The organism is Terasakiella pusilla DSM 6293, assembly GCF_000688235.1.
Taxonomy (GTDB): Bacteria; Pseudomonadota; Alphaproteobacteria; order Rhodospirillales; family Terasakiellaceae; genus Terasakiella; species Terasakiella pusilla.
Genome location: NZ_JHYO01000018.1, coordinates 17585 through 41469, shown reverse-complemented (window position 1 = coordinate 41469; position 23885 = coordinate 17585). Strand labels below are relative to the sequence as shown.

The following is a 23885-nucleotide window of genomic DNA, read 5'->3' as shown; positions in this document are numbered from 1 at the left end:
GATTGACGTTTTCTTGTAGTATACCTGCTTAAAAGTGTGGGTTCAAGGAGCGCGCAATGCTGTATTTTGAAAGATATGCTAGGGTCCAAGACGTTCTCGATTTAAAAGAGAACGAAGATCCCGCTCGTTCGGGTATTTTGACCTGTCCGCTCAGTGCCTCGCTTACTGATCTGATTGCTTATATGGACGACTATAAAATTGGGGCTGTTTATCTGGACGACACAGACGGGCAGGTCAAAGGGGTTGTCTCGGAGCGAGATATCATTCACCATCTTGCCATGTACGACCTAAAGGCGTTTGAAAAGCCGATCTCTTCGTTTATGTGCGCGGACCTTATTTTCTGCAAGTATGATGACCCTTTAAAGCGGGTGGCGTCTTTTATGGCGGAAAAACGTATTCGCCACATCGCGGTCAAAGATGGTGGGGGACGTATCATAGGGGTTGTCAGCGCCCGTGATATTGAGAGGTTTGCAGGGAATGGATGAGCCAAGCGAAAAATTACCGTGCAAAAATACGTTTGATATGACCGTACATATTGTCATTGCCGCCGTGAGAGAGCGCCTTGAACAAGGGGCGGTGACAGCAAGCGATTTACAAGAAATCGAAGAGGCACTGACGGTTGAGAACAATAAGGTGGAGGCCTTTTGTCATTCCGTTCATGAACGCTGCATGAGCAAATATCAACTGGACCTCGCTGTACCACCGCGCACCAACGCTTTTGGCCGTGTCATGGTTCAGCCGTTGGAAGGCCTGTTACATCGTCAAAAGCGCAAGCTGTCCACCAAGCAAATCCCAAATTACTTTCAGGCACTGTCTGTTATTCTAGGGCGGGAGCGTTATGAGCATCTGCATGATGAAGTATCCGGTTTAATGACAGACATGATCCGCTTGCAGGGAAGCGAGTTTCAATGGACGGATTTTTATCAACACAATACCGTGGTTAAAATCCGGTTGGAAACACTCTATGCTGTTGCGCATGCCTTTGCGCATTTTGAAAAACGGCTGGACTGGTTTGTGAATGTCATGGAAGGGAAAGCCAGTGATGACAGCGGCATCAAAGGGGCGATCCAATTTACCCGTACACAGGCCCGTGATTTCCTGATGGCGCTGTTCGATGAATTTATTGTTCACACATCACGGGATAAAGAGATTCAAAAAGAGGTGCTGAGCGAGCCGCAACGTCAGGAAATTGCTCATCTGGTCGTCAAGTTACAGCAGATGTAAGCTCACGCCTTGGCGGATAAGCCCATCTTCAGGAGCTGGGCAAATTCGTCTGCAGGAACGGGACGGGAATAATAGAATCCCTGCACGGTCTGGCAGCCATTTTCTTTTAAAAAACGGATATGCGCGTCGGTTTCTGCGCCTTCAGCAACGACTTCCAGTTCGAGGCCTTGGGACATGCCAATGATCGCGCGGGATATTTCCGCCATGGTCTTATCGTTCTCCAAATCCTTGATGAAGGCGCGATCGATTTTTAAAGTGGTGATGGGGAAACGGGTTAGATAGCTTAAAGATGAATAGCCCGTCCCAAAATCATCAATGGACAGGTGGCAGCCGATCTCGCGAATTTGATGGAGCTTTTCAACCGTCATGTCCGTGTCCCCCATCAACATACTTTCCACGATCTCCAGTTCCAGCCATTCTGGGCCTAGGGCGTTGCGGGCAAGGGCATCACGCACATGATCAATAAAGTCCGGTGCCTTGAACTGCGGGGCCGCGACATTGACCGCAATGCGGATGGGCCGTAACCCCTGATCCTGCCAAAATTTGTTTTGGCGTGTCGCTTCCTGCAAGACCCAGTTGCCGATCTCGCCAATCAATCCTGTTTCCTCGGCAATTGGAATAAAATCAACGGGGGAGATAAAGCCGCGTTCGGGGGATTGCCAACGGATCAAGGCTTCTGCGCCGACGATTTGTTCTGTATCGGCACAGACTTTGGGTTGGTAGTAGAGGATAAACTCGTTGTGTTTTAGCCCTTGGCGAATGGCATTTTCCATCTCTAAACGTTTTTTGGCTTTGATGTTCATGTCTTCGGCAAAAAACTTAAAATTATTGCCACCTTGTTTTTTGGCATGATGCATGGCGGTGTCCGCCAGTTTCATCAGGTCATTGGCGCAGTCAGCATCTTTTGGGTACAGGCTGATCCCGATACTGACGGTCACATTTAGAGATTTGGCGTTCACATGAAAGGTTTTCTGCACGCTTCGAAGGACTTTTTCCGCGACAATTACGCCATCATCAATTGAGGCGACTTGCAACGCCATGGCAAAAAGGTCCCCACCAAGGCGCGCGACCGTGTCACTGCCGCGCATACAGGCGTGCAGCCGTTCGGAAACCTGTCTTAAAAGCGCATCCCCGATGTCATAGCCAAGGCCGTCGTTGACCGTAGAAAAATGATCGATACCGATTTGCAGCAGGGCTACGGATTTATGAACCCGCCGCACAGCAATCATGGCCTGTTCCAGACGGTCTTTAAACAGGTGGCGATCGGGTAAACCTGTTAATTGATCGTGGTTACGCACGATCGCGTCTGTCTCGATTGCCGCCACTTTCATGCGTGAGACATAGTAAAGCACGGTGCCATCTTCATCAAGCTGGGCCTTGATGCGGCAGTGGGTTGCGATTTCATCACCGGATTTGGCTCGGTTCCAGATATGACCTTCCCAAAAGCCATCCGTTGAAAGGGCCGTCCAGAGGTTTGCAAAAAAGAACTCATCGTGTCTTTGGGAATTTAAAAGGGCGGGAGTCTGCCCGATAACTTCTTCTGCGCGCCAGCCGAAGCAGTCTTCAAAGGCGCGGTTGATACGCACAATAACGCCTTTTCCGTCGGTGACCAGCATAGGGTCATCGACGGTATTCAGGATAATATCAACCAGATTGTCCTGTGTATTTTGCAGTATCACCGTCATAGCTGAAGTTTACGCAGAGCTTTAGCTGTTTGACAAGGGGGTATGGTAATCTGTGGTTAATTCAGTTTGACACTGTACTACTTTATTGACGGCTGGCTTTTAGATTGCTCCTAAACCGTTCGCAAACGAGCTGTTGCCAGTGTTAGACATCGAAAGAGGAACGGCGGACCTTTTCTAAAGCGTCCGCCGTATTTAGAACATCAATGTAAACATCGCAAAGCTGCTGGTTACAGGGCCTTTACGGCGTCCAGCACTTCTTCCACATGGCCTTTGACTTTTACTTTTGGCCAGACTTTCTGGATGACACCTTCTTCGTCGATCAGGAAAGTGGTACGCACGATCCCCATGAAGGTTTTGCCGTACATCTTCTTTTCCTGCCAAATGCCATAGGTTTCACAGAGATCGCTTTCCGCATCAGACACCAGCGGGAAGTTCAGTTCTTGTTTCGTGACAAAGTTATCATGGCGTTTGACGGTATCTTTGGATGCACCGACGATCACGCAGTTTTCAGCGGCAAAAGCGTCTTTCAAATCACGAAAGCCCTGCGCCTGTGTGGTGCAGCCCGGTGTTGAATCTTTGGGGTAGAAGTAAAGAACAACCTTTTTCCCCTTCAAATCCGACAGGCTAAGTTCGCCAGCGTTGTCTGTGGGCAGTTTAAAATCAGGGGCTTTTGTACCGACTTCTAAAGTCATCGTGCTTTCCTTATGTTTTGTCTTGTTCCGGTGTGACCGTTGAGGCGGGCTCGTCGATCAGGGTGGTATAATGTGTCATGACCTGTGTGGCGGCATTTGTCATGCGTTCATATAGCATATCAAATGTAGGCTCGCCGGTGGCTTGCACAAGGTCTTGTTTCAAGGCATGGGGCAATTCGCCGCCATCTGCCTTTTTCAGTTCTGCCGCGACCGTCAGGCGCAAATAGCCTTGGATGATAGTCCAAAGATCAATGGCGGTGATCAGATCGCTGGCGACATCTTCGGTTAAAATGCCGATTTCGCGTGCTTTTGCAAGGACATCTGGTGTGCTGTTTTGCAATATTTCGGGATGGGCGTTGGCATAGTTTAGTTGCAGAAACTGCGCGATAAAGTCGATATCCACGATCCCGCCGCGATATTGCTTAATCTCCCAGACCACCTCGGTATGGTGTTCCTTGTCCATGCGTTTGCGCATATCGCTGACGTCAAAGACCAGCTTCTCCCCATCACGCGGGCGGCACAGGATGTCTTTGACTTCTGCTTGGACTTTTTGGCTCAGTTGTTCACCGCCGCAAATGATCCGGGCACGGGTCAGGGCCATATGTTCCCACGTCCATGCGGCTTCATGGTGGTAGCGCCTAAAGGCATCAAGGCTGGAGGCAATGGGACCCGCGTTGCCAGAGGGACGCAAGCGCATATCCACTTCATACAGCATCCCTTCCCCCGTTGGGGCGGTGAGGGCATTGATGAACCGTTGGGACAGGCGGGCATAATATTGCGCAATCCCCAACGGGCGGTCCCCATTGGATCCTTCGCAGTCTTCGGGCACGTCGTAGATGAAGACAAGGTCAAGGTCGCTGGTTGCCGTCATATCGCGGCTGCCTGCTTTGCCCAGCCCGATGACGCACATATCACCGCCTTCGATGATGCCGTGTTTTTCCGCCAGTTCTGCCTGCACACGCGGCAGGATGGATTTGATCAAGGTGTCTGCGATATTGGTCTGAGCCAGTCCCGACTCCTTAACGGTGATGATCTGGCGCAGGGTCTGTACGCCAACCTGAAACTTGCGATCATTGGCCCAGCGGCGCGAGATATCCAACACATCCTGAAAGTCGCGGGCTTGTTCCAGTATCTTTTCCAGATCGTCACAAAGTTCGTCGACATCGGGGAGAGGGGTGAAGAAGTCTGGCGTTAAGACATATTCCAGCATGCCGGAATGCCGCGCGAGATGATCTGCAAGACGGGGGGCTTCGCCCATCACTTCGGCAACAAGATCAAGGAGATGAGGATTCACCTGAAACATGGAAAAGAGCTGAACGCCCGCCGGAAGCTGGCTTAAAAAGTCATCGAAACGACGAAAGGCGGTATCGGGTTCTGCGGTGTTGGCCATAGCGCGGATGAGCAAGGGCATAAGCGCGGTCAGAATTTCGCGGGAACGGGTGCTGCGGGTTGCACGATATCGCGCATGATGCCAGCCGCGCACGGTGCTATCGACAAATTCCGGGTTGTTAAACCCAAGGCTTGCCAGATAGCTGATGGTGCCGGGGTCCACCTCGGCCCCTGTAAAGACGAGATTGCCCGTTTCCAGATTGTGATTATCAGTGTCGGCAGTATCTTCAAACAACTGGGCGTAATAGGTTTCGACCCGTTCCAGATGAGGGATAAAGTCGTCGGCAAAGGCTTGTTTACTGTCATAGCCCAGGAAGATGGCGAGATGTTCCACCGCTTTATCATCTTCGGGGATGGAGTGGGTTTGCTCGTCATTGGTCATCTGGATGCGGTGTTCGACCATACGCAGATATTCATAGCTGTCGATCAGGTCGTCACAGATGCTTTGTTCCATTTGTTCCGCATCTACAAGGGCTTGCAGGGCTTTGCAGGTTGGGGCAATGCGCACATCGGGGTTGCGTCCGCCCCAGATCAGCTGTTGGGTCTGGGCGTAAAATTCAATTTCCCGAATACCGCCATGGCCCAGTTTGACGTTGTGACCATTCAGCGCGATGGTGTGCCCGCCTTTATGGGCGTTGATCTGGCGCTTGATGGCGTGGATATCCTGAATGGCGGCAAAGTCCATATATTTGCGCCACATATAGGGGCGCAAACGTTCCAGAAATTCGTATCCGGCCTTGATATCACCGGCAACGGGACGGGCCTTGATCATGGCGGCACGTTCCCAATTTTGCCCGATGCTTTCATAGTAAGTCTCTGCCCCCAATACGGAGATCGCAAGGGGGGTGGAACCGGGGTCAGGGCGCAGGCGCAGATCGGTGCGGAAAACATAACCGTCAGCCGTGCGGGCATCCATGATTTGCACCAGTTGTTTGGTCAGGCGCACCATGTTTTTTTGTAAATCCCATGGGTCGTCCGTGTCGATAATTTCTGCATCATAAAGGACGATAATATCCACATCGCTGGAATAATTAAGCTCGCGGCCACCCAGTTTCCCCATGCCAAGGATGATGAACCCTGAGTCTTTCTGCGGGTTGTTTACAGGGTCGGGCAGTCTAAAGTAGCCACGTTCATGGCCTTCACGCAGGACCGTGCCTGCGGCATAGTCCAAAGACTTTTCGGCAAGGGTGGTCAGGGCGTCGGTGACTTGAAAAACGTCCCAGACCTTACAAATATCAGCAAGAGCAATGGTGAGGGCGGCGCGACGTTTCGTGATTCGCAGTGCCTGTGATACTCTATCTCGCGATGGTTGTGTCGCCCAACAGGCCTCGAGGTCGGACATCAGTTCTGAAAAAGTGACGTCAGGGCCGTTTTTTAACAAGTGACAGGCAAAGGAAATCTCACTTGTTATACAATGGCTTAAGAAAGGGCTGTTGCCAAAAATAGCGTTCAGGATCGCTCTGGCCTTTGGATCATCGATAACAGTTGTTGCAAAAGTCCGTAGATCAATGCCATCAATGCATGCAATTGCTTCTTGCCAATGCAGAAAGTTAACATCGCATTTTTCTTGATCAGCGCTTCTTGGAAGCTGGGTGTTAACGTTTTGGTACCAAAGAGTTGTCATAATAATAATCCCCAGCTGTGTGCCCTGTTTCGTGCAGAGTGCGCCAACTCAAAAGTTGGGTCAAGTAGGAAAGAATAATCGGGACATCACGGTGGTTTGGAAGACAGTTAAACATTCCCTACAAATCTTAATCGCAGTTCTTGCAGGTCTTGCGCTTGTTCTGCTTGTCTTGGCTTGGAAACTGTCGCAAGGCCCGATTTCCTTACCACAACTAACCCCTTACATCGTTGATGCCGTGTCGCAAAACACGCGTGGTATTCAGGTTAAAATCAAGGATACGATCCTCAGTTGGGAAGGGTGGGATCGCAATCTGGATATCCGATTGCAAGGCGTAAATGTTTTTACCCGCGATGGTCGCCGGCTTGCCAGTATCCCCGAAGCCTCCGTGTCCATGAGTGGACGCGCGCTGTTCAATGGTATCGTTGCCCCTAATAGTGTTGAGTTGATCCGCCCGACCATCCATCTCATGCGTCATGGGGATGGGACATTGGCCTTTGAAATGGGCGGCGGCATGACTGTGCGCGCAGATAAAGCCTTTGATCTCGATGAATTTGTGGCAAGTGCACCGGACCCGAACCGTCCACTGACTTATCTCACCGAAATTAATGTTGAAAACGGTGAGTTTGAATATGTCGATAAAAAGACTGGCGCGACTTTCAAAGCGCCGGATACCAGTTTTCATCTGGAACGGATCGGTGAAACGATCGTACTGGATACAGGGGTTGATCTGATTTTATCGGGACGTCCGGCAAAGATGGATGTGTCCGCCTCCTACAACCTGACGACGGAAATTCTGGATGCGCAGGTGATGGTTCACAAGCTGCACCTTGCGGGACTCACCTATTTGATGCCGGAACTGTCCCAGTTGAAAGGGGTAGACCTGACGGTTGAGGGCAAGACCAATGTGGCCGTCGATAAGGCCGGCAATATCCGTTCGTTTTTTGCAGAATTGTCGGCGAATGATGGTCAGGTCGCGGTTGCTGAACTTGGGGGGCAGACCTTAAACGTTGATACTGCCTCTGTGCGCCTGGGGTATGAAGACTTTAACGACATCGTTAAAATTGAAGAAATCCTGGTTGCCCTTGAAAAGGGATCTCTGATCCACCTTCCTGAACCGTTTAATCATGACTTGCCCATGGAAACTATTCGCCTGAGTGGGGAGTATGACACTAAGCAGGATTCCTTGAATGTCGATAAATTTAGCCTTGATTTAGGGGAGGGACCAACAGGGACGATCAAGGTAAGCGTCGAAGGTGCTTTGCATGGGACGGAGCGTAAGATTGATTTGGTCGGGGAACTGCTGAATGTGGAGCCTACTAAGCTGCACCGCTATTGGCCCGCAGGCTTAAGCGATGATGCGCGTGACTGGGTGGTTAATCAGATTTATGGCGGTCTAGTGCCGCGCGCCGGGATTAATCTATCGTTGACCTTGCCGCAAGAAGGCGAGCCGGTCGTTCATTATATGAACGGTGATATGGATATTCAGGACGTTAGCGTCAATTACCTGCCGCCGCTTCCACCTGCACATAAAGCCAACGGCTGGGCGGAATATGATCAACATAGTTTCAACATTAATGTGACATCCGGCGAAGTCGGGGAGATCAAGGTTAAGGATGCGAAGATCAACATCACCGGTCTGGATGAATATGATCAACGCTTCAGCCTTGATTTGAATGTGTCAAGCCCGTTACGTGAAGGTTTGGCTTTTATTGATAAGGAACCGTTGGGCTTTGCGGAAGCGCTGGGGATTGACCCTGAAAGAACATCGGGTCAGACGGATACAAACCTGCAACTCACTTTTCTTTTGTTAAAAGATATCGACTGGGACGGTGTCGAAGTAACGGCCAAATCCGTCGGTAAAAATATCGCCGTCAAGGATGTTATTTTTGAACAAAACCTGAGCAAAGGTGAAATTACCCTGAATGTCGATAAAAAAGGCATGGATGTTGAAGGCAGCATCGTTTTGGGCACTATTCCAGCGGATTTGAAGTGGCGGGAAAACTTTAGCAAGGAAACTTTATTTAAACGTCGTTTCCTGTTGGATGGGATCATTGATGACGGGCAGCGGGAGAACGAGCTGAAATTGGACTTCCCCCCCTTTAATGATGACATTATGAAAGGTCCGATCCATGTGGATGCCACCATTACGGAGAATTGGGATGGGCACGGAGAGCTTGAGACCTTTACCAATCTGACAGGCGCGAGTCTGGATGTACCTGTCATCAATTGGCACAAGCCCAAAGAAGCCGCAGGGGAAGCCTATGCGAAAGTGACCTTTAATCGTGAACGGGTGATCAGCGTTCCTTATTTCTCTGTCTCCGCGCCGGACTTAAAAGCGGCAGGAGCCTTGAGCCTGAACGCGGCGGGCAATCAGTTGCATACGATGGAAGTGACACGTTTTCAGGCAGGTCGTACAGACATTGCAGGCGGAACTATCCTTTATTCCGATAAGACGGGATGGGAAGTGGATATCAACGGCGAAAGTCTTGATCTGACGGCTCTGTTAGATGGGGCGAAAACAGATAAAGCCGAAACGGCGGCCCCGCAGAATGCGGATACGGATGTGGTTGGTACGTTCTCCGGGCGGTTTAACAAAATCTGGCTGGATGATAAACACTCCCTCAATACCGTGGCGGGGGCGCTTTCATCTGACGGTAAAATCTGGACGCAGGCGCATTTGACGGGCGTTGTGGGCGGTGGTCAGCCCTTTATGATTGACCTGTCCCCGCAAGATCAAAATCGCCTGTTGAAGATGGAAACCAAAGACGCCGGTGCCTTGTTGCGCGCCCTTGATCTGTTTGATGATATGCAGGATGGTAATTTGGTGATTGAAGGGGTCTTTAACGACGATGTTGCGGATCGCCCCTTGGTCGGAACCATCAAGGTCGATGACTATCGGATTACCAAGGTACCTGCACTGGCGAAGATTATGAGCCTTGCGGGTATTACGGGCTTTTTAGATACGTTACAGGGGGACGGGATTGGCTTTAACAGCCTGACATCTCCGTTTAAATACAACAATGGTGTGCTTGAATTTAAGGACGGGCGCACCAACGGTATTTCCATCGGTTTGACGTGGGAAGGCAAGCTTTATACGTACGCCAAGGTCGCCAACATCCGTGGGACAGTGGTGCCCGCTTATGGCTTGAACTCTATTTTGGGGAATGTGCCACTGTTGGGGCAAATCTTTTCCGGTGGGGAAAAGGGGGGCGGTTTGTTCGCCTGGACTTATAACGTGACGGGTAGTCTGGAAGACCCGGATGTAAGCGTCAATCCGGTCAGTGGATTGGCACCGGGGTTCTTGAGGAAGCTGTTTCAGCTTGGCGACACCGATGAGGCGCCGCCAAGTGCTTTGCCGAAATCAGATTAAACAGGCTTGATCAGCGCGTGGCGCTTTTTACCGAAGGATAGTTTAATCAGGCCGTCTGCATTGGCATCGGCCAATGTTACCAGCTGGTTTTCATCACCGACCGCTTTGTCGTTCAGGCGTGCACCGCCGCCTTTGATGGCACGACGGGCTTCCCCGCCAGATTTAGCCAATTCGACACGTCGCATGGCGTCAAAAGCCGGGATACCGCTTTCCAGTTCGGACTGCGGCACTTCAAAAGTTGGCAGGTCTTTACCTAATGCGCCTTCTTCAAAGGTGATGCGCGCGGTTTCTGCAGCATCGACGGCTGCTTGCTCGCCACGGCATAGTTTGGTGACTTCATGGGCCAGAATTTTCTTGGCTTCATTCAGTTCCTGACCACCGAGGGCTTCCAGTTTCGCGACTTCATCCAAAGGCAGTTCTGTAAACAGACGCAGGAAACGACCAACATCCGCGTCAGACACGTTGCGCCAGTATTGCCAGAAGTCGTAAGCCGACAGCATATCGTCATTCAGCCACACAGCGCCATTGTGGGTCTTGCCCATCTTCTGGCCTGTAGAGGTAGTGAGCAACGGCACGGTCAAGCCGTAGACTTCGTTGCCAGACACACGACGGGTCAGCTCAACACCGTTGATGATGTTGCCCCATTGGTCAGACCCGCCCATTTGCAGGCTCAGGCCCAAGCGCTTGTTGAGTTCGTAGTAATCGTAGGCTTGCAGGATCATGTAGTTGAACTCAAGGAAGGTCAACGGCTGTTCACGATCAAGGCGCAGCTTGACGCTATCAAACGTCATCATACGGTTGATGGTGAAGTGGCGGCCAAAGTCACGCAGGAAGTCGAGGTAGGAAATATCAGACAGCCAGTCATTGTTGTTGACCATAAGGGCGTCTGTGCTGCCGTCGCCAAACTGTAGATATTTGTCGAAAACGGTTTTGATCCCTGCCATGTTGGTTGCGATAAAGTCGTCAGTCATCACGGGGCGTGCTGCATCTTTACCAGAAGGGTCGCCAACTTTTGTTGTCCCGCCACCCATAAGGACGACTGGCTTGTGACCTGTTTTCTGGAGCCAGCGCAACAGCATAATCGGCAACAAACTTCCGATGTGCAGGCTGGTTGCCGTACAATCGAAGCCGATATAGGCTGTAATGACCTCTTTGGATGCTTTTTCGTCCAAGGCTTCAATGTCGGTGCATTGATTGATAAATCCGCGTTCCGCGAGGATACGGATGAAATCTGATTTGTATTGGGTCATGACAGGGCTTTTCCTGAAAAGTCTTTACATATTAAGGTGTGGGGCCTACTTAGCATGAATATAATTATAATCTCTATATAAAAATGGTTAGGTATAATGGTTGATATCGTCTTACAGACGTTTGTCACCCTGTTTGTTATTATCGATCCGATCGGTTTGACGCCGATGTTTATCGGTGTCACGGCAGGGGCGACAATTGCTTATCGCCGGCGCATGGCGATCCGGGCTTTCTTCTTTGGCTCTGGTATTCTTTTGTTTTTCGCCCTTATTGGGCACGAGTTTCTAGGGCTTCTGGGCATTGAAATGTCCTCTTTCCGCATCGCGGGTGGGGTGATGCTGTTTTTGACTGGTCTTGAAATGGTTTTTGGTAAGCGGACGTCCCGCCGCAATGAAAAAGCCGAAGAGATCAAAAAGGAACATGAGGCCCACAAAGATCACGAACTGGAAGATATTTCGGTTTTTCCTCTGGCGATTCCGTTTTTGGCGGGGCCGGGGTCTATCACCTCCATCATGCTGTTGATGGAAGGCCAAGACGGCAGCTTTGAAGGTCAGACCATCATTTTACTGGTCGCGCTGGCTGTGATGTTGATCAGTTTGGTGCTGTTTTTAAATGCGCATCATCTGGAAAAAATCTTGGGCGAAGCGGTTTCCAGTATTTTTTCGCGTATTCTGGGTGTGCTGTTGGCAGCGCTGGCCTCGCAATATATTATGGATGGCATCCGTACCGCCTTATTCACTTAGGGGAGATAAAGTGTGAAGTTGGTCCTTGGCTTGATGAGTGGCACCTCGCTTGACGGGGTTGATTTGGCGCTTGTGCGCACCGATGGGGAGCGGATCGAGGTGTTGGGGGCTTTTTCCTCCTACCCTTATGATGAGGGGTTCCGCGAGTTGATCCGCGATGGCTTCGGCAAAAAGTCGGGTCATGAGGCGCGTGAAGCGGAAGTCACCAATCGGCATATTCAAGCCATTGAGCGATTTTTGCAAACTGAAGGTCTGACCCGATCGGAAATTGACTTGATCGGTTTTCATGGTCAGACGGTCTTTCATGAACCTGATAACGGTTTGACCATCCAGCTTGGCGATGGGGCGGCTTTGGCGAAGGCTGTCGGGATTGATGTGGTGAACGATCTGCGCACCGCTGATGTTTTGGCGGGCGGGCAGGGCGCGCCTTTGGTGCCGGTCTTTCATGCCGCGGTGGCTAAGGATATGGCAAAACCGCTTGCGGTCTTAAACCTTGGCGGGGTGGGGAATGTCACATGGATCGGGGCTGATGGCGAGCTGTTGGCGTTTGATACCGGCCCCGGCAATGCCTTGGTTGATGATTGGGTGAAAAAACACACGGGCCAGCCGTTTGACGAAGATGGTAAAATTGCGGCTTCCGGCGACATCCATGATGATTGCGTCAATACATTTATGACCCATCCCTATTTTCAGCAGCCAGCCCCCAAAAGCCTTGATCGTGACGAGTTTAAAAAGATCGCGTTTGATCTGGTGGATGATCTGTCCGTTGAAGATGGCGCGGCGACCCTGACGGCCTTTACAGTTGCCTCGGTGTTGCGCGCGCAAGACGCTTTCCCAGAACTGGCGGAATGTTGGGTGATCTGTGGCGGGGGAAGATTGAATAAATCAATCCTGAGTGCCTGTAAGGCCTATCTGTCTGGCATAGTGTTGACGGCGGAGCATGTGGGCTGGAATGGCGATGCGGTTGAGGCACAGGCCTTTGCCTATCTGGCGGCACGATCGGCCGCAGGATTGCCGATTACGTTTCCCGGTACTACGGGGGTGACGCAGCCCTTATCTGGTGGGCAATATCACCCTGCGAAATAAAAAATGGCCCCAACACAAAGTTCGGGGCCATTTTTTTTGTTCTGTTTGGTTTGTCAGAGGGCTTATTCAGCAGCCAGCTCGACAATGCGGCGATCCAGATACTCACCTGTGAATTCTTTAATCAATTCAGCTTCCGCTTCGTTGTTAAAGTAGTGGGTGGCATCCGCGATACGCTTGTAGTCGATGGAAATGTTTTTCTGACTATCGAGCTTATCAACCAGCTTCTGCACCGATTCTTCCGGCACAACGTCATCGCTGTCCCCATGGATCACCAGACCGGATGCCGGACAAGGTGCGAGGAAGGAGAAGTCATACAGGTTTGCAGGCGGCGCAACGGAGATAAAGCCGTTGATCTCCGGGCGGCGCATCATCAGTTGCATACCGATCCATGCGCCAAAAGAGAAGCCGCCAACCCAGCAGATGCGGGCGTTGGGGTTGTGTGTCTGCATCCAGTCAAGGGCAGAGGCAGCGTCAGACAATTCGCCGATACCGCTGTCAAAGATACCTTGCGAGCGACCAACGCCACGGAAGTTGAAGCGCAAAACGGAAAAACCACGTTCTTTAAACGTTTTGAACATTGTGTAGGTGACGCGGTTGTTCATCGTCCCGCCCTGTTCGGGGTGCGGGTGCAAAAGCAAGGCGATCGGTGCGTTGGCTTCGTTACTATGATGGTAGCGCCCTTCGAGGCGACCTTCGGGTCCATTGAAAATGACTTCAGGCATTTTTCCGAGACGAATCCTATTGAAAAAATTACAAAAAACTTAAATCCGACAAGTGCGAGTGGTTATTAGCAGAAAAAAGCTTATTTTGTGCCTTCGTATACTTGACTGTTTTAGTCGGGCATTCTATATTCTGACTCAAATAACGTGCTAAACGCAATGATTTGCGCCGGATCGCTGGTGCTTCTCATAGCGTAAAATCAACCAAGATACTAGTAAAACGTGGCTTAAAGTGTTTAAAAGATTCAAAGAAGATATCGATTCATTCATTCAGCGTGATCCCGCAGCGAAATCCCGTCTCGAGGTGATTTTGTGTTATCCGGGGCTTCATGCCTTGATGTTTTATCGTGTCGCCCATGCGTTGTGGGTTCGCGACTGGCGTTTGCTGGGGCGTTTTCTCTCCCACGTGGGTAAAGTTTTATCCGGTATCGAAATTCACCCCGGTGCAAAAATCGGGCGTCGGTTCTTCATTGATCACGGTACAGGGGTTGTGATCGGGGAAACGGCAGAAGTCGGTGATGATGTAACCGTCTATCAAGGTGTGACCTTGGGCGGAACGGCGTTGCATGAAGGTAAACGTCACCCAACGTTGGAAGATGGCGTGATTGTAGGCTCCGGTGCGCAAGTGTTGGGTCCACATGTGATCGGCGCAGGTGCGCGGATCGGTGCTAACGCGGTTGTTCTTGAAGATGTGCCGCCGGGTGTCACGATGGTTGGTATTCCAGCGAAAATGGTTGTGGGACGCGATAAAAAACGCAGCAAGGAATTTTGCGCTTATGGGGCAGTTGATGGGGCGGATGATCCAATCGTTCGCACACTCGAAGCCATGCGTGCTGAAATTACTCTGTTGCAGAATCGAGTTCAGGAACTGGAAAGCGATGTGGGTGAGACACAGAAAGAGCCTGAGAAGAAGCTCGACGTGATCTCTTCAGCAAGTTAATTGGGAGAATAGAAAAGTGAAACTCAGCACAAAAGGACGGTACGCCGTCATGGCAATGGTCGATCTGGCCTGTAACAGCAAGGGAACCCCTGTTTCGCTTGCGGATATTGCCGACAGGCAGGAGATTTCCCTGTCATATCTGGAACAACTGTTTGGCAAGTTACGCAAAGGCGATCTGGTGAAGTCTGTTCGTGGTCCGGGTGGTGGGTATCTGCTGTCTCGCGATTGTAGCGAAGTGCGGGTTTCCGACATTATTCTGTCTGTGGACGAGCCGATTACGGCAACACGCTGTACGCCGGGTAACCCAAATGGCTGTCGTGAAAACAAAAGTCGATGTCTGACCCATGATTTGTGGACCGAGTTAGGCAACCAGATTTACCTCTATCTGAATTCTATTTCGTTGGAAGATATCGTGGAGAAGCGCTTGCTGGGGACAAGTTCCCTGTTTGATGCGCGCACCCGCGAGAAAATCGAAGCTGCTGAATAGAAAATAATAAACCTCAGGACCGACTAGATGATGAAGACCGTTTACATGGATTATAACGCTACGGCACCGATGCTCCCATCGGTACGCCGCGCTATGGTCGATGCGTTTGATCTCATCGGTAATCCTTCCTCCGTCCATAAGGTGGGGCGAGAAGCCCGCGCCAAGATGGAAGAGGCCCGTGATCGCGTCGCAGCCCTTGTAAACGCCACGCGAGACGGGGTGATCTTTACAAGTGGTGGGACCGAGGCGGATTATCTCGCCTTGAACGGGGTCGATGTTCAGCGTGTTCTCGTCTCCCCAACAGAACATGCTGCTGTTCTGAATGCCCGTGCGGATGTGGAGCCGTTGAAGGTAGATGCCAACGGGCTTGTGGATATTGAATATTTAAAAGCCACACTGGATGAGCGCCCCACACTTGTGAGTGTTATGGCAGCGAACAACGAAACCGGCGTTCTGCAGCCTGTAAAAGAGATTTGCGAGATTGCCCATGCGGCAGGGGCACTGGTCCATTGTGATGCGGTGCAGGCGGTCACGAAAGAACCGTTTGACATGCAGGAAAATGGCGTTGATCTGGTGAGCCTGTCTGCTCATAAAATCGGCGGCCCCAAAGGTGTGGGCGCGTTGGTGAAGCGTGACGGCTTGGTGCTTAACGGTGTCCAAAAAGGCGGGGGGCAAGAAAAGTCTCTCCGTGGTGGCACCGAGAATCTGATCGGCATTATCGGTTTTGGTGTCGCAGCCGCAGAAAAATTTGATTTTTCTGGTGTTTTGGCCTTGCGAAATGAGCTAGAAGAGCAAATATCTGAGTCAGGAGCTCGGGTATTCGGTGCGGATGTAGATCGACTGCCGAATACAAGCTGTTTTGCCGTTGCCGGACTGACCAGCGAACGTCAGGTTATGGCGCTTGATCTGGCAGGTGTGATGGTGAGTGCCGGGTCCGCCTGTTCCAGCGGGACTGTCAAAGCCTCCCACGTGTTGAAGGCGATGGCCGTTGAGGATGAATATGCAAATTGTGCCATTCGGGTGTCGCTTGGATGGGAAACAACAAAAGAAGATATTGAAACCTTTGTACAGGCGTGGTCAAAACTGGTCGCACGTGTGCAAGACAGAAAAAACGGCAGTAGTCATGCTGCTTGACCCTTTTAAGGAAGAAGAGAGAAGGAGTGCCCCCCAATGGGCGTGAATACACAGGAAAACCCGGTTTATTTGGACTATCAGGCAACAACGCCGACAGACCCGCGTGTTGTAGAGGCAATGATGCCTTACTTTACGCAAAAATTCGGTAATCCACACTCGCGCAATCATGCTTACGGCTGGGATGCCGAAGAAGCGGTTGAGGATGCACGCAAGCAAGTTGCTGACCTGATCGGGGCAAACCCGAAAGAGATCATCTTTACTTCCGGTGCGACTGAGTCCAATAACCTTGCGATTAAAGGTGTTGCCCAGTTCTATAAAGGCAAGCGCAATCACATCATCACCTGTGTGACAGAACATAAGTGCGTGCTGGATACCTGCCGCCATCTGGAACAGGACGGCTTTGAGGTGACTTATCTGCCGGTTAAGGAAAACGGCCTGATCGACCTGGAAGAGCTGAAAGCGGCGATGACCGACAACACTGTTCTGGTTTCCATCATGGGTGTGAACAACGAAATCGGTGTGATCCAGCCATTGAAAGAAATTGGTGCGCTGTGTCGGGAGAATAAGACGTTCTTCCACACAGATTGTGCGCAAGCCGTCGGTAAAATTCCGTTGGATGTGGAAGAGATGAATATCGATCTGATGTCAATCTCCGGTCACAAAATTTACGGTCCGATGGGCATTGGTGCGCTGTTTGTACGCCGTCGCCCACGTGTACGTCTGGTCGCGCAAATCAATGGTGGTGGTCAGGAACGTGGTATGCGTTCCGGTACATTGGCACCAGCTTTGTGTGTCGGTCTGGGTACCGCTTGTGAAATCGCTAAAAACGAAATGGCGGAAGAAAACGAGCGTATGCGCGAATTGCAGATGCACATGTGGAACCGCTTTAAAGAAGAGTTGCCGGAAGTTTATCTGAACGGTGATCTGGAACAGCGCGTTTCTACAAACCTGAACGTCTCTTTCGCCTTCGTGGAAGGTGAAGGCTTGATGATGGGGATTAAAGACCTTGCGGTTTCTTCCGGTTCTGCTTGTACCTCTGCGTCATTGGAGCCGTCCTACGTGCTGCGTGCGTTGGGTGTGGAAGAAGAGTTGGCCCATACGTCCTTGCGCTTGGGCATTGGTCGCTTCACGACCAAAGAAGAAGTAGACTATGCAACAGACCGTATCATTAAAGAAGTGCAGCGCCTACGCGAGATGAGCCCGCTGTTCGAAATGGCTCAACAAGGGATCGATCTTAAGTCCATTCAATGGGCAGAACATTAAGACTACCGTCCTTGAAACGGTGAAGTACAGGAGAAGAAAATGTCTTATAGTGATAAAGTCGTAGACCATTATGAAAACCCGCGTAACGTTGGTTCAATGGATAATGACTCTGGTGAAGTCGGCACAGGTCTGGTCGGTGCACCAGCGTGTGGCGATGTGATGCGCCTGCAAATTAAAGTGGGTGAGAACGGTATTATTGAAGATGCGAAGTTTAAAACATTTGGTTGCGGGTCAGCGATCGCGTCCAGCTCGTTAGTGACCGAATGGGTCAAGGGCAAGACCCTTGATGAAGCATCAAATATCAAAAACACCGACATCGCTGAAGAATTGGCGTTGCCGCCGGTGAAGATTCATTGCTCTGTTTTGGCAGAAGATGCTATCAAAGCGGCAATTAGTGACTATAAAACGAAACACGGTGCGGCTGGCGACAGCGAAGCATCCTAAGCGTTTGATGAATTTGGAGTATTAAGGCATGTCAGAACGTCCGGCACCTATCACAGTGACTGAAAATGCGTTGGATCGTATCCGCGCGTTGCTTGAAAGTCGTGGCAAACCCAGCGTGGGCATCCGTATCGGTGTGCGCACCAAGGGCTGTTCCGGCTTGTCTTATACTCTGGAATTCGCAGATGAAGTGAACGAATTCGATGAAGCCTTTGATCCGGCTGATGATGTCAAAATCATGATCGACCCAAAAGCGACCATGTTTATTTTCGGCACGGAAATGGATTACGTCGAAGAAAAGATGGCTTCCGGTTTCGTTTTCAGTAACCCCAACGAAAAGGGGCGTTGCGGGTGTGGTGAATCTTTCCACGTCTAAGCAATCAGACCTATAAAAGACTATGGACGCATTATCTTCCAATATGACATTGCGAAACGATCAAAGCGGCCTTCACCCCTGCTGGTCCTGTAAAGGCCCAGTGGCGGAGGCTGACTTATTTTGTGAAACCTGTCACGCGGTGCAACCCCCCGGGCATATCGACCATTTTGCCCGCTTTGGCCTGCACAACAGCTATGACGTGGATGTCGATGGGTTGGAGCGTAAGTATTTTGAGCTGCAACGCCATTTGCACCCTGACCGTTTTGCAAAAAAGACGCCGAAAGAGAAGTCACTTTCCCAGCAACAGGCGGTCACCTTGAATGAAGCATTTGAAGCGTTGAAAGATCCGCTTCTGCGTGCAGATTATCTGCTCAAGGTTTTGGGCGCAGACGGGATCAGTCATGACCATACCGTCAATGACCCCGCCTTGCTGATGGAAGCCATGGAAACCCGCGAAGCCTTGATGGAAGCCGAAAGCGTAGAGGTGGTCAACGACCTGACCATGAAGGCGCGCCGCGATGTGCGCGACTGCGTTAAACAGATCGCAAAGGCTTTTGCGGATCAAAATCTGGAGGCAGCCCGTAAGCTGGCGTTGCGTCTTAAATATCTCACCAAACTCTTGGAAGAAACGCGCCAACATAAAGCGCGATTGGTAATGAAATAATGATTGAAAACGTTCTGCTACAAATTCACGAACCGGGCGAAACGCCGGTTCCTCATGCGGGCGATGATGCGCTTGCCATCGGCATTGATCTGGGGACCACAAACTCGGTCGTCGCGGTTTCTAAAGGAGAAACACCGGAAGTCTTGCGCGATGAAAACGGCAAAGGCTTGGTGCCTTCTGTTGTGGCCTACGCACCGGACGGGTCCGCGATTGTGGGCAATCTGGCAAAACAACTGCTGTTGATGCGCCCTGAAACCGTGGTTTCTTCGGTAAAGCGCTTGATGGGCCGTGGACTCTCTGACGTCAAATCCATCTCCGGCACACTGCCGTTTGAGGTGGTCGAAGGCGAAGGCATGGTCCGCCTTAAGCTCGCGGGTAGAGAGTTAACGCCGGTAGAAATTTCGGCCGATATCCTGCGTGCCTTGAAAGAACGTGCGGAAGATCAGTTAAAGTATAAGGTCGAACAAGCCGTGATTACGGTGCCGGCTTATTTTGATGATGCGGCCCGTACGGCCACCAAAGATGCGGCCCGTCTTGCAGGCCTTGAAGTTTTGCGTCTGGTGAACGAACCGACAGCGGCGGCACTTGCTTATGGCTTGGATCAGCAGGCGGAAGGCGTGTATGCGGTTTATGACCTTGGCGGCGGGACGTTTGATTTGTCCTTGCTGCGCATGGAAAAAGGCGTCTTTCAGGTGAAATCGACTGGCGGTGACGCGGCCTTGGGCGGCGATGACTTCGACCACGCGATCCTGGAATACTTCCTCGAGCAGCGCCGCGAAACCTTTGGTGAAGAAAAGCTCACGACGGACGATGTGAAAATCGCTTTGGTCACAGGTCGGATGGCAAAAGAATGCCTGACAGAAAATGACCAAGGTGACTTTGTGCTGGAATTTAACGGCAAAACATCCAAACACACGATCACCCGTGCAAAGTTTGAAGAACTGGCAACACCGCTTGTGGAACGCAGCATCGAAATTTGCCGCAATGTTCTGGAAGATGGCGATACATTCCCTGATGAAGTTAAGGGCGTTGTCTTGGTCGGTGGTTCAACCCGTGTGCCTTTGGTGCGTAAACGCGTCGGTGAACTGTTTGGTCAAGAACCTTTGGCAGACATCAACCCGGACGAGGTGGTTGCAGTTGGTGCGGCCTTGCAAGCTGAAGCGTTGACGGTCGGGTCAGATAACCTGTTGCTGGATGTCACCCCCCTGAGCCTTGGGATTGAAACCATGGGCGGGATTGTGGAAAAAGTGATTCAGCGCAATACACCGATCCCTGTTGCCAAAGCACAAGAATTTACCACCTATCAGGATGGACAGAGCGCCATGGCGATCCATGTGCTGCAAGGTGAGCGTGAAATGGTGGATCAAAACCGATCGCTTGCCCGCTTTATCCTGAAAGGGATCCCGCCAATGACGGCAGGGGCGGCGCGCATTAAGGTGACCTTCAGTGTGGATGCCGATGGCCTGTTGACCGTTGGGGCGGAAGAAGTCACTACCGGTGTGTCCCAAGAAGTCGCGGTGAAGCCGTCTTATGGTCTGTCCGATGAAGAGATGGCGGATATGTTGCGTGACAGTATGGTCCATGCCCGCGAAGATATGGAAATCCGCTTGCTGACAGAAGCACGCGTCGAAGCCAAACGTGTTATGGAAGCGGTTTATTCTGCGTTGCATATTGACGGCAAACTGCTGAATGAAGATGAACGTTCCCATATCAATGTTGTTCTCAACAAATTGGATGAGGCAATTGCAGGTGATGATCGCCATGCAATCAACTCCATGGTTGAGGTATTGGACCGTGAAACCCAGACTTTTGCACAGAGACGAATGGACAAAGGCATCGAAGAGGCCCTGACCGGAATTGATGTGAAGAAACTAGAAAACGCGATTGGGTCTTGATTTATCGGATAAAGACGATAAAAGGCTCCTCAACACAGTGTAACTCAGGAAGATTATTATGCCTAAAATGACTTTCATTAATCCGGATGGTTCTGAAAAAGAAGTTGAAGCACCAAACGGTTTGTCCGTTCTTGAAATCGCGCACAAAAATGACGTTGATCTTGAAGGCGCCTGCGAAGGCTCACTTGCTTGCTCTACGTGTCACGTGATTGTTGCGGAAGAATGGTTCGATAAACTGGCGGAGCCGGAAGAAGAAGAAGAAGATATGTTGGATCTGGCCTTTGGCCTGCAACAGACATCCCGCTTGGGCTGTCAGATCATCATGTCTGACGATTTGGATGGCTTGAAAGTTCATGTTCCGTCCGAAACACGTAACATCGGCTAAGTATTGACTATAATAGAGAGAAGGAGAGCATCTGATGGGACTGCGCTGGACGGATATACACGACATCGCCATTGAACTGGAAGATGCTCATCCTGACGTGGACATCTTGCACGTTCGCTTCACCGACCTGTGGAAATGGGTTCAGGAGTTGGAAGGCTTTGAGGATGATCCACAAAAATCAAACGAAAAAGTTCTCGAAGCCATCCAGATGGCGTGGCTGGAAGAACGGGACTAGATAAGCCATGAATGCGGAACTCATACATGGTGTAACTTTGTTGGATGTGACCGCACTTTTTTGGTTTCTAATCGCATGGTCCGGTTACACCTACTATGCGGATACCTATTCGAAAGACCGCACGACCTTGATGACGGTGATGTATCAATACCGTCTGGAGTGGATGCGTGCCTCTTTATACCGTGAGGTCAGGGTGGGGGATGCGGCTTTGCTGGCGACGCTGGTGCGTTCCATCTCCTTGTTTGCCTCCACCGCGATTTTTATCATCGGGGGTATTGTCGCAATCTTTGGCGGGTTGGAACAGGTCCAGCACCTAACCAAAGATCTGACGTATGTGGTGAAAACAACCAAGGTCATGTGGGAAATCAAGCTGTTGGTGCTTGGCCTTGTTTTTGTTTACGCCTTTTTTAAATTTGCCTGGGCCCTGCGCCAGTTTAATTACATGATCATTGTTATGGGCGCTTTTCCAACGCCCGAACATGCAGAAAGCCCACAGGCGCAAAAAATTGCTGAACGCGCGGCCAAGGTAAATGCCCTTGCGGTGCAGACCTTTAACCGGGGGATGCGGGCCTATTACTTTGGTCTGGCGGCCTTGTCGTGGTTTTTGCACCCTTGGATTTTTGTTCTGTCGACCCTATTTGTGGTGATGGTGATCTATCGCCGTGAATTTAAGTCCAAGACGTTAAAGACACTTGACCCTAACTCCAATTACACAATCGATTTTAAGTCATGAACTCACTCCATATTGATAAAGCCCCCGAAGATACGCGCGTTATTGTTGCCATGTCCGGTGGCGTTGACAGCTCCGTGACAGCAGCGATGCTGAAGGAAGAAGGGTATGACGTTGTCGGCGTAACGCTGCAGCTTTACGACCACGGGGAAGCTGTTTGTCGCCCCAATACATGTTGTGCAGGTCGTGACATCTATGATGCGCGCCGTGTGGCAGACCAGATCGGTATTCCGCATTATGTGTTGGATTATGAAGAAATTTTTAAACGCGAAGTGATGGATTATTTTGCCGAGACTTATGTGCAGGGCGAAACTCCGATCCCGTGCGTTAAATGTAACGAGACCGTGAAATTTCGCGATTTGCTGGAAACGGCAAAAGACCTTGGTGGGGACGCGTTGGTAACCGGTCACTATGTCCAGTGGCAGATGACCGATCAGGGCGCTGTCTTGTTGCGCGGCGAGGACCATCGACGAGATCAGAGTTATTTCATGTTTACCATGACACAGGAGCAGGCCAACTTTGTCCGCTTCCCGCTTGGTGGCATGTCTAAGGATGAAACCCGCGCCTTGGCGAAAAAATATGGTCTGGCGGTTGCCTCTAAAAGCGATAGTCAGGATATTTGTTTCGTGCCGGAAGGAAAGTATGTGGATGTGGTTTCAAAATTACGTCCGGGTGCGCTTGACGCTGGTGAGATCGTGCATGTGGACGGGACTGTCGTAGGGAAGCATGACGGCATCATCAAATATACGGTCGGTCAACGCCGTGGTTTAGGAATCGCCTGGCCGGAGCCTTTGTATGTGATTCGTCTTGATGCCGATAAAAAACAGGTCATCGTTGGACCGAAAGAAGCGCTTCTGGAGTATGAGCTGGAAATCTCCGGTTTAAACTGGATTGGTTTTACACCTTTAGGGGAAGAAGGGCGCGAGATTACTGTGAAGGTACGCTCTGCACAGGCACCGCAGCTGGCAACCATTTATCCCGATGGGACGGGGCGTGCTGTAGTTAAGCTGCATGAGGGATATGCAGGGATTGCGCCGGGTCAGGCCTGTGTTTTCTACGAAGGAGAACGCATGCTGGGCGGCGGTTGGATACAGCGTCAAAAGGCCGAAAAAACAGCGGCTTAAAAAAAATGTAAAATTATGTTTTTTGTTGCTTGACACTTGGGCTCGGGTGACCTAAAAAACGCTCACTTCGAAGCGCACAGCGTTTCCAAGGCTGGGTAGCTCAGCTGGTTAGAGCGCGGCACTCATAATGCCGAGGTCGGCAGTTCAAGTCTGCCTCCAGCTACCAATTTTAAAAGGCCTCAAGGTTTTCCTTGAGGCCTTTTTCGTGCGAGTCACAGGGTTTTCTGTTTGGAATATCTCCGTACTCCTTGGCCAATTTTGAAGGCGCGTTAGGTCAATCATAAATCCATTATCAAACATCATCAGTGAGCCCTCTTGTCAGCGAACTTAGTACCTTTAGACATATTAAGTGCAGCAGAAGCCATAGAGATATTTCAAGGGACATGAAGGCCGCAAACTTTCCTTTGCGCTCTGTCGTTACTAAGGGGGCA

The 23885-nt window shown here is 50.9% G+C and carries 22 protein-coding genes and 1 tRNA gene; 18 read left to right on the top strand and 5 right to left on the bottom strand.

Annotation, left to right across the window (positions count from 1 at the left end; genetic code table 11):
* Nucleotides 1–56: 56 nt before the first annotated feature.
* On the top strand, nt 57–485 hold the full coding sequence (locus tag Q397_RS0113045) for a CBS domain-containing protein (protein ID WP_028879797.1): 429 nt from the start codon (nt 57–59) through the stop codon (nt 483–485).
* Nucleotides 478–1224 (top strand): hypothetical protein, encoded by a 747-nt coding sequence (locus Q397_RS0113040; protein ID WP_028879796.1) that lies wholly within the window; start codon nt 478–480, stop codon nt 1222–1224. Before Q397_RS0113045 ends, Q397_RS0113040 begins: the two co-directional genes overlap by 8 nt.
* A gap of 2 nt (nt 1225–1226) precedes the next feature.
* Here the strand turns inward: Q397_RS0113040 and Q397_RS0113035 are convergent, their stop codons facing one another.
* From Q397_RS0113035 to Q397_RS22465, 3 genes are all read right to left on the bottom strand, one after another.
* Nucleotides 1227–2909 carry a putative bifunctional diguanylate cyclase/phosphodiesterase gene (locus tag Q397_RS0113035; protein WP_028879795.1) on the bottom strand — a complete coding sequence of 561 codons (1683 nt, stop codon included), beginning with the start codon at nt 2907–2909 and terminating at the stop codon, nt 1227–1229.
* 227 nt (nt 2910–3136) lie between these two features.
* Nucleotides 3137–3601, bottom strand: coding sequence for a thioredoxin-dependent thiol peroxidase (bcp, locus tag Q397_RS25000; protein WP_028879794.1), 465 nt, complete (start codon nt 3599–3601; stop codon nt 3137–3139).
* A gap of 10 nt (nt 3602–3611) precedes the next feature.
* Nucleotides 3612–6614: a bifunctional [glutamine synthetase] adenylyltransferase/[glutamine synthetase]-adenylyl-L-tyrosine phosphorylase gene (locus Q397_RS22465; RefSeq protein WP_156950718.1), complete on the bottom strand. Its 3003-nt coding sequence runs from the start codon at nt 6612–6614 to the stop codon at nt 3612–3614.
* A 91-nt stretch (nt 6615–6705) separates the two neighbouring features.
* On the opposite strand from Q397_RS22465, the gene Q397_RS0113020 reads away from it, so the two are divergent.
* Nucleotides 6706–9984, top strand: a complete 3279-nt coding sequence (locus tag Q397_RS0113020) for a YhdP family protein (protein WP_028879793.1) — start codon at nt 6706–6708, stop codon at nt 9982–9984.
* Here the strand turns inward: Q397_RS0113020 and tyrS are convergent.
* Nucleotides 9981–11234 carry a tyrosine--tRNA ligase gene (tyrS, locus tag Q397_RS0113015; protein ID WP_028879792.1) on the bottom strand — a complete coding sequence of 418 codons (1254 nt, stop codon included), beginning with the start codon at nt 11232–11234 and terminating at the stop codon, nt 9981–9983. The two genes, Q397_RS0113020 and tyrS, sit on opposite strands and share 4 nt — an antisense overlap.
* 96 nt (nt 11235–11330) lie before the next feature.
* On the opposite strand from tyrS, the gene Q397_RS0113010 reads away from it, so the two are divergent.
* Both Q397_RS0113010 and Q397_RS0113005 read left to right on the top strand, forming a co-directional pair.
* Entirely contained in the window at nt 11331–11975 is a 645-nt protein-coding gene (locus tag Q397_RS0113010) for a MarC family protein (RefSeq protein WP_028879791.1), read from the top strand.
* Nucleotides 11976–11987: 12 nt separating this feature from the next.
* On the top strand, nt 11988–13061 hold the full coding sequence (locus tag Q397_RS0113005) for an anhydro-N-acetylmuramic acid kinase (protein ID WP_028879790.1): 1074 nt from the start codon (nt 11988–11990) through the stop codon (nt 13059–13061).
* 62 nt (nt 13062–13123) lie between these two features.
* Here Q397_RS0113005 and Q397_RS0113000 read toward each other — a convergent pair whose 3' ends face one another.
* Nucleotides 13124–13783, bottom strand: a complete 660-nt coding sequence (locus Q397_RS0113000; RefSeq protein WP_028879789.1) for an alpha/beta hydrolase — start codon at nt 13781–13783, stop codon at nt 13124–13126.
* A gap of 229 nt (nt 13784–14012) precedes the next feature.
* Here Q397_RS0113000 and cysE point away from each other — a divergent pair, with 229 nt between their 5' ends.
* The 13 genes from cysE (at nt 14013) to Q397_RS0112935 (ending at nt 23620) form a co-directional block, all read left to right on the top strand.
* The gene (gene cysE, locus Q397_RS22460) at nt 14013–14720 is read left to right on the top strand and encodes a serine O-acetyltransferase (protein ID WP_051609998.1); all 708 of its coding nucleotides are present in this window, start codon (nt 14013–14015) and stop codon (nt 14718–14720) included.
* Between the two features lie 16 nt (nt 14721–14736).
* Nucleotides 14737–15207, top strand: a complete 471-nt coding sequence (locus Q397_RS0112990; protein ID WP_028879788.1) for an Rrf2 family transcriptional regulator — start codon at nt 14737–14739, stop codon at nt 15205–15207.
* A 27-nt stretch (nt 15208–15234) separates the two neighbouring features.
* The gene (locus Q397_RS0112985) at nt 15235–16341 is read left to right on the top strand and encodes a cysteine desulfurase family protein (RefSeq protein ID WP_028879787.1); all 1107 of its coding nucleotides are present in this window, start codon (nt 15235–15237) and stop codon (nt 16339–16341) included.
* 36 nt (nt 16342–16377) lie between these two features.
* Nucleotides 16378–17604 carry an IscS subfamily cysteine desulfurase gene (locus Q397_RS0112980; protein ID WP_156950717.1) on the top strand — a complete coding sequence of 409 codons (1227 nt, stop codon included), beginning with the start codon at nt 16378–16380 and terminating at the stop codon, nt 17602–17604.
* Between the two features lie 39 nt (nt 17605–17643).
* On the top strand, nt 17644–18048 hold the full coding sequence (gene iscU / locus Q397_RS0112975) for a Fe-S cluster assembly scaffold IscU (RefSeq protein ID WP_028879785.1): 405 nt from the start codon (nt 17644–17646) through the stop codon (nt 18046–18048).
* A 28-nt stretch (nt 18049–18076) separates the two neighbouring features.
* Nucleotides 18077–18421 (top strand): HesB/IscA family protein, encoded by a 345-nt coding sequence (locus Q397_RS0112970; protein WP_028879784.1) that lies wholly within the window; start codon nt 18077–18079, stop codon nt 18419–18421.
* A 43-nt stretch (nt 18422–18464) separates the two neighbouring features.
* Nucleotides 18465–19085 (top strand): Fe-S protein assembly co-chaperone HscB, encoded by a 621-nt coding sequence (gene hscB, locus Q397_RS0112965; RefSeq protein ID WP_051610009.1) that lies wholly within the window; start codon nt 18465–18467, stop codon nt 19083–19085.
* Nucleotides 19085–20980: a Fe-S protein assembly chaperone HscA gene (hscA, locus tag Q397_RS0112960; RefSeq protein ID WP_038013908.1), complete on the top strand. Its 1896-nt coding sequence runs from the start codon at nt 19085–19087 to the stop codon at nt 20978–20980. The genes hscB and hscA overlap by 1 nt, the downstream gene beginning before the upstream one ends.
* A 58-nt stretch (nt 20981–21038) precedes the next feature.
* Entirely contained in the window at nt 21039–21365 is a 327-nt protein-coding gene (locus tag Q397_RS0112955) for a ferredoxin family 2Fe-2S iron-sulfur cluster binding protein (protein WP_028879781.1), read from the top strand.
* Between the two features lie 34 nt (nt 21366–21399).
* A complete protein-coding gene (gene iscX / locus Q397_RS0112950) occupies nt 21400–21600 on the top strand; it encodes a Fe-S cluster assembly protein IscX (protein WP_205618831.1) in 201 nt (66 codons plus the stop codon).
* Nucleotides 21601–21607: 7 nt separating this feature from the next.
* A complete protein-coding gene (locus tag Q397_RS0112945) occupies nt 21608–22333 on the top strand; it encodes a DUF599 domain-containing protein (protein ID WP_051609997.1) in 726 nt (241 codons plus the stop codon).
* Entirely contained in the window at nt 22330–23454 is a 1125-nt protein-coding gene (gene mnmA, locus Q397_RS22455) for a tRNA 2-thiouridine(34) synthase MnmA (RefSeq protein WP_038013906.1), read from the top strand. Before Q397_RS0112945 ends, mnmA begins: the two co-directional genes overlap by 4 nt.
* A gap of 89 nt (nt 23455–23543) precedes the next feature.
* Nucleotides 23544–23620: transfer RNA gene (locus tag Q397_RS0112935), tRNA-Met, on the top strand.
* Nucleotides 23621–23885 lie beyond the last annotated feature (265 nt).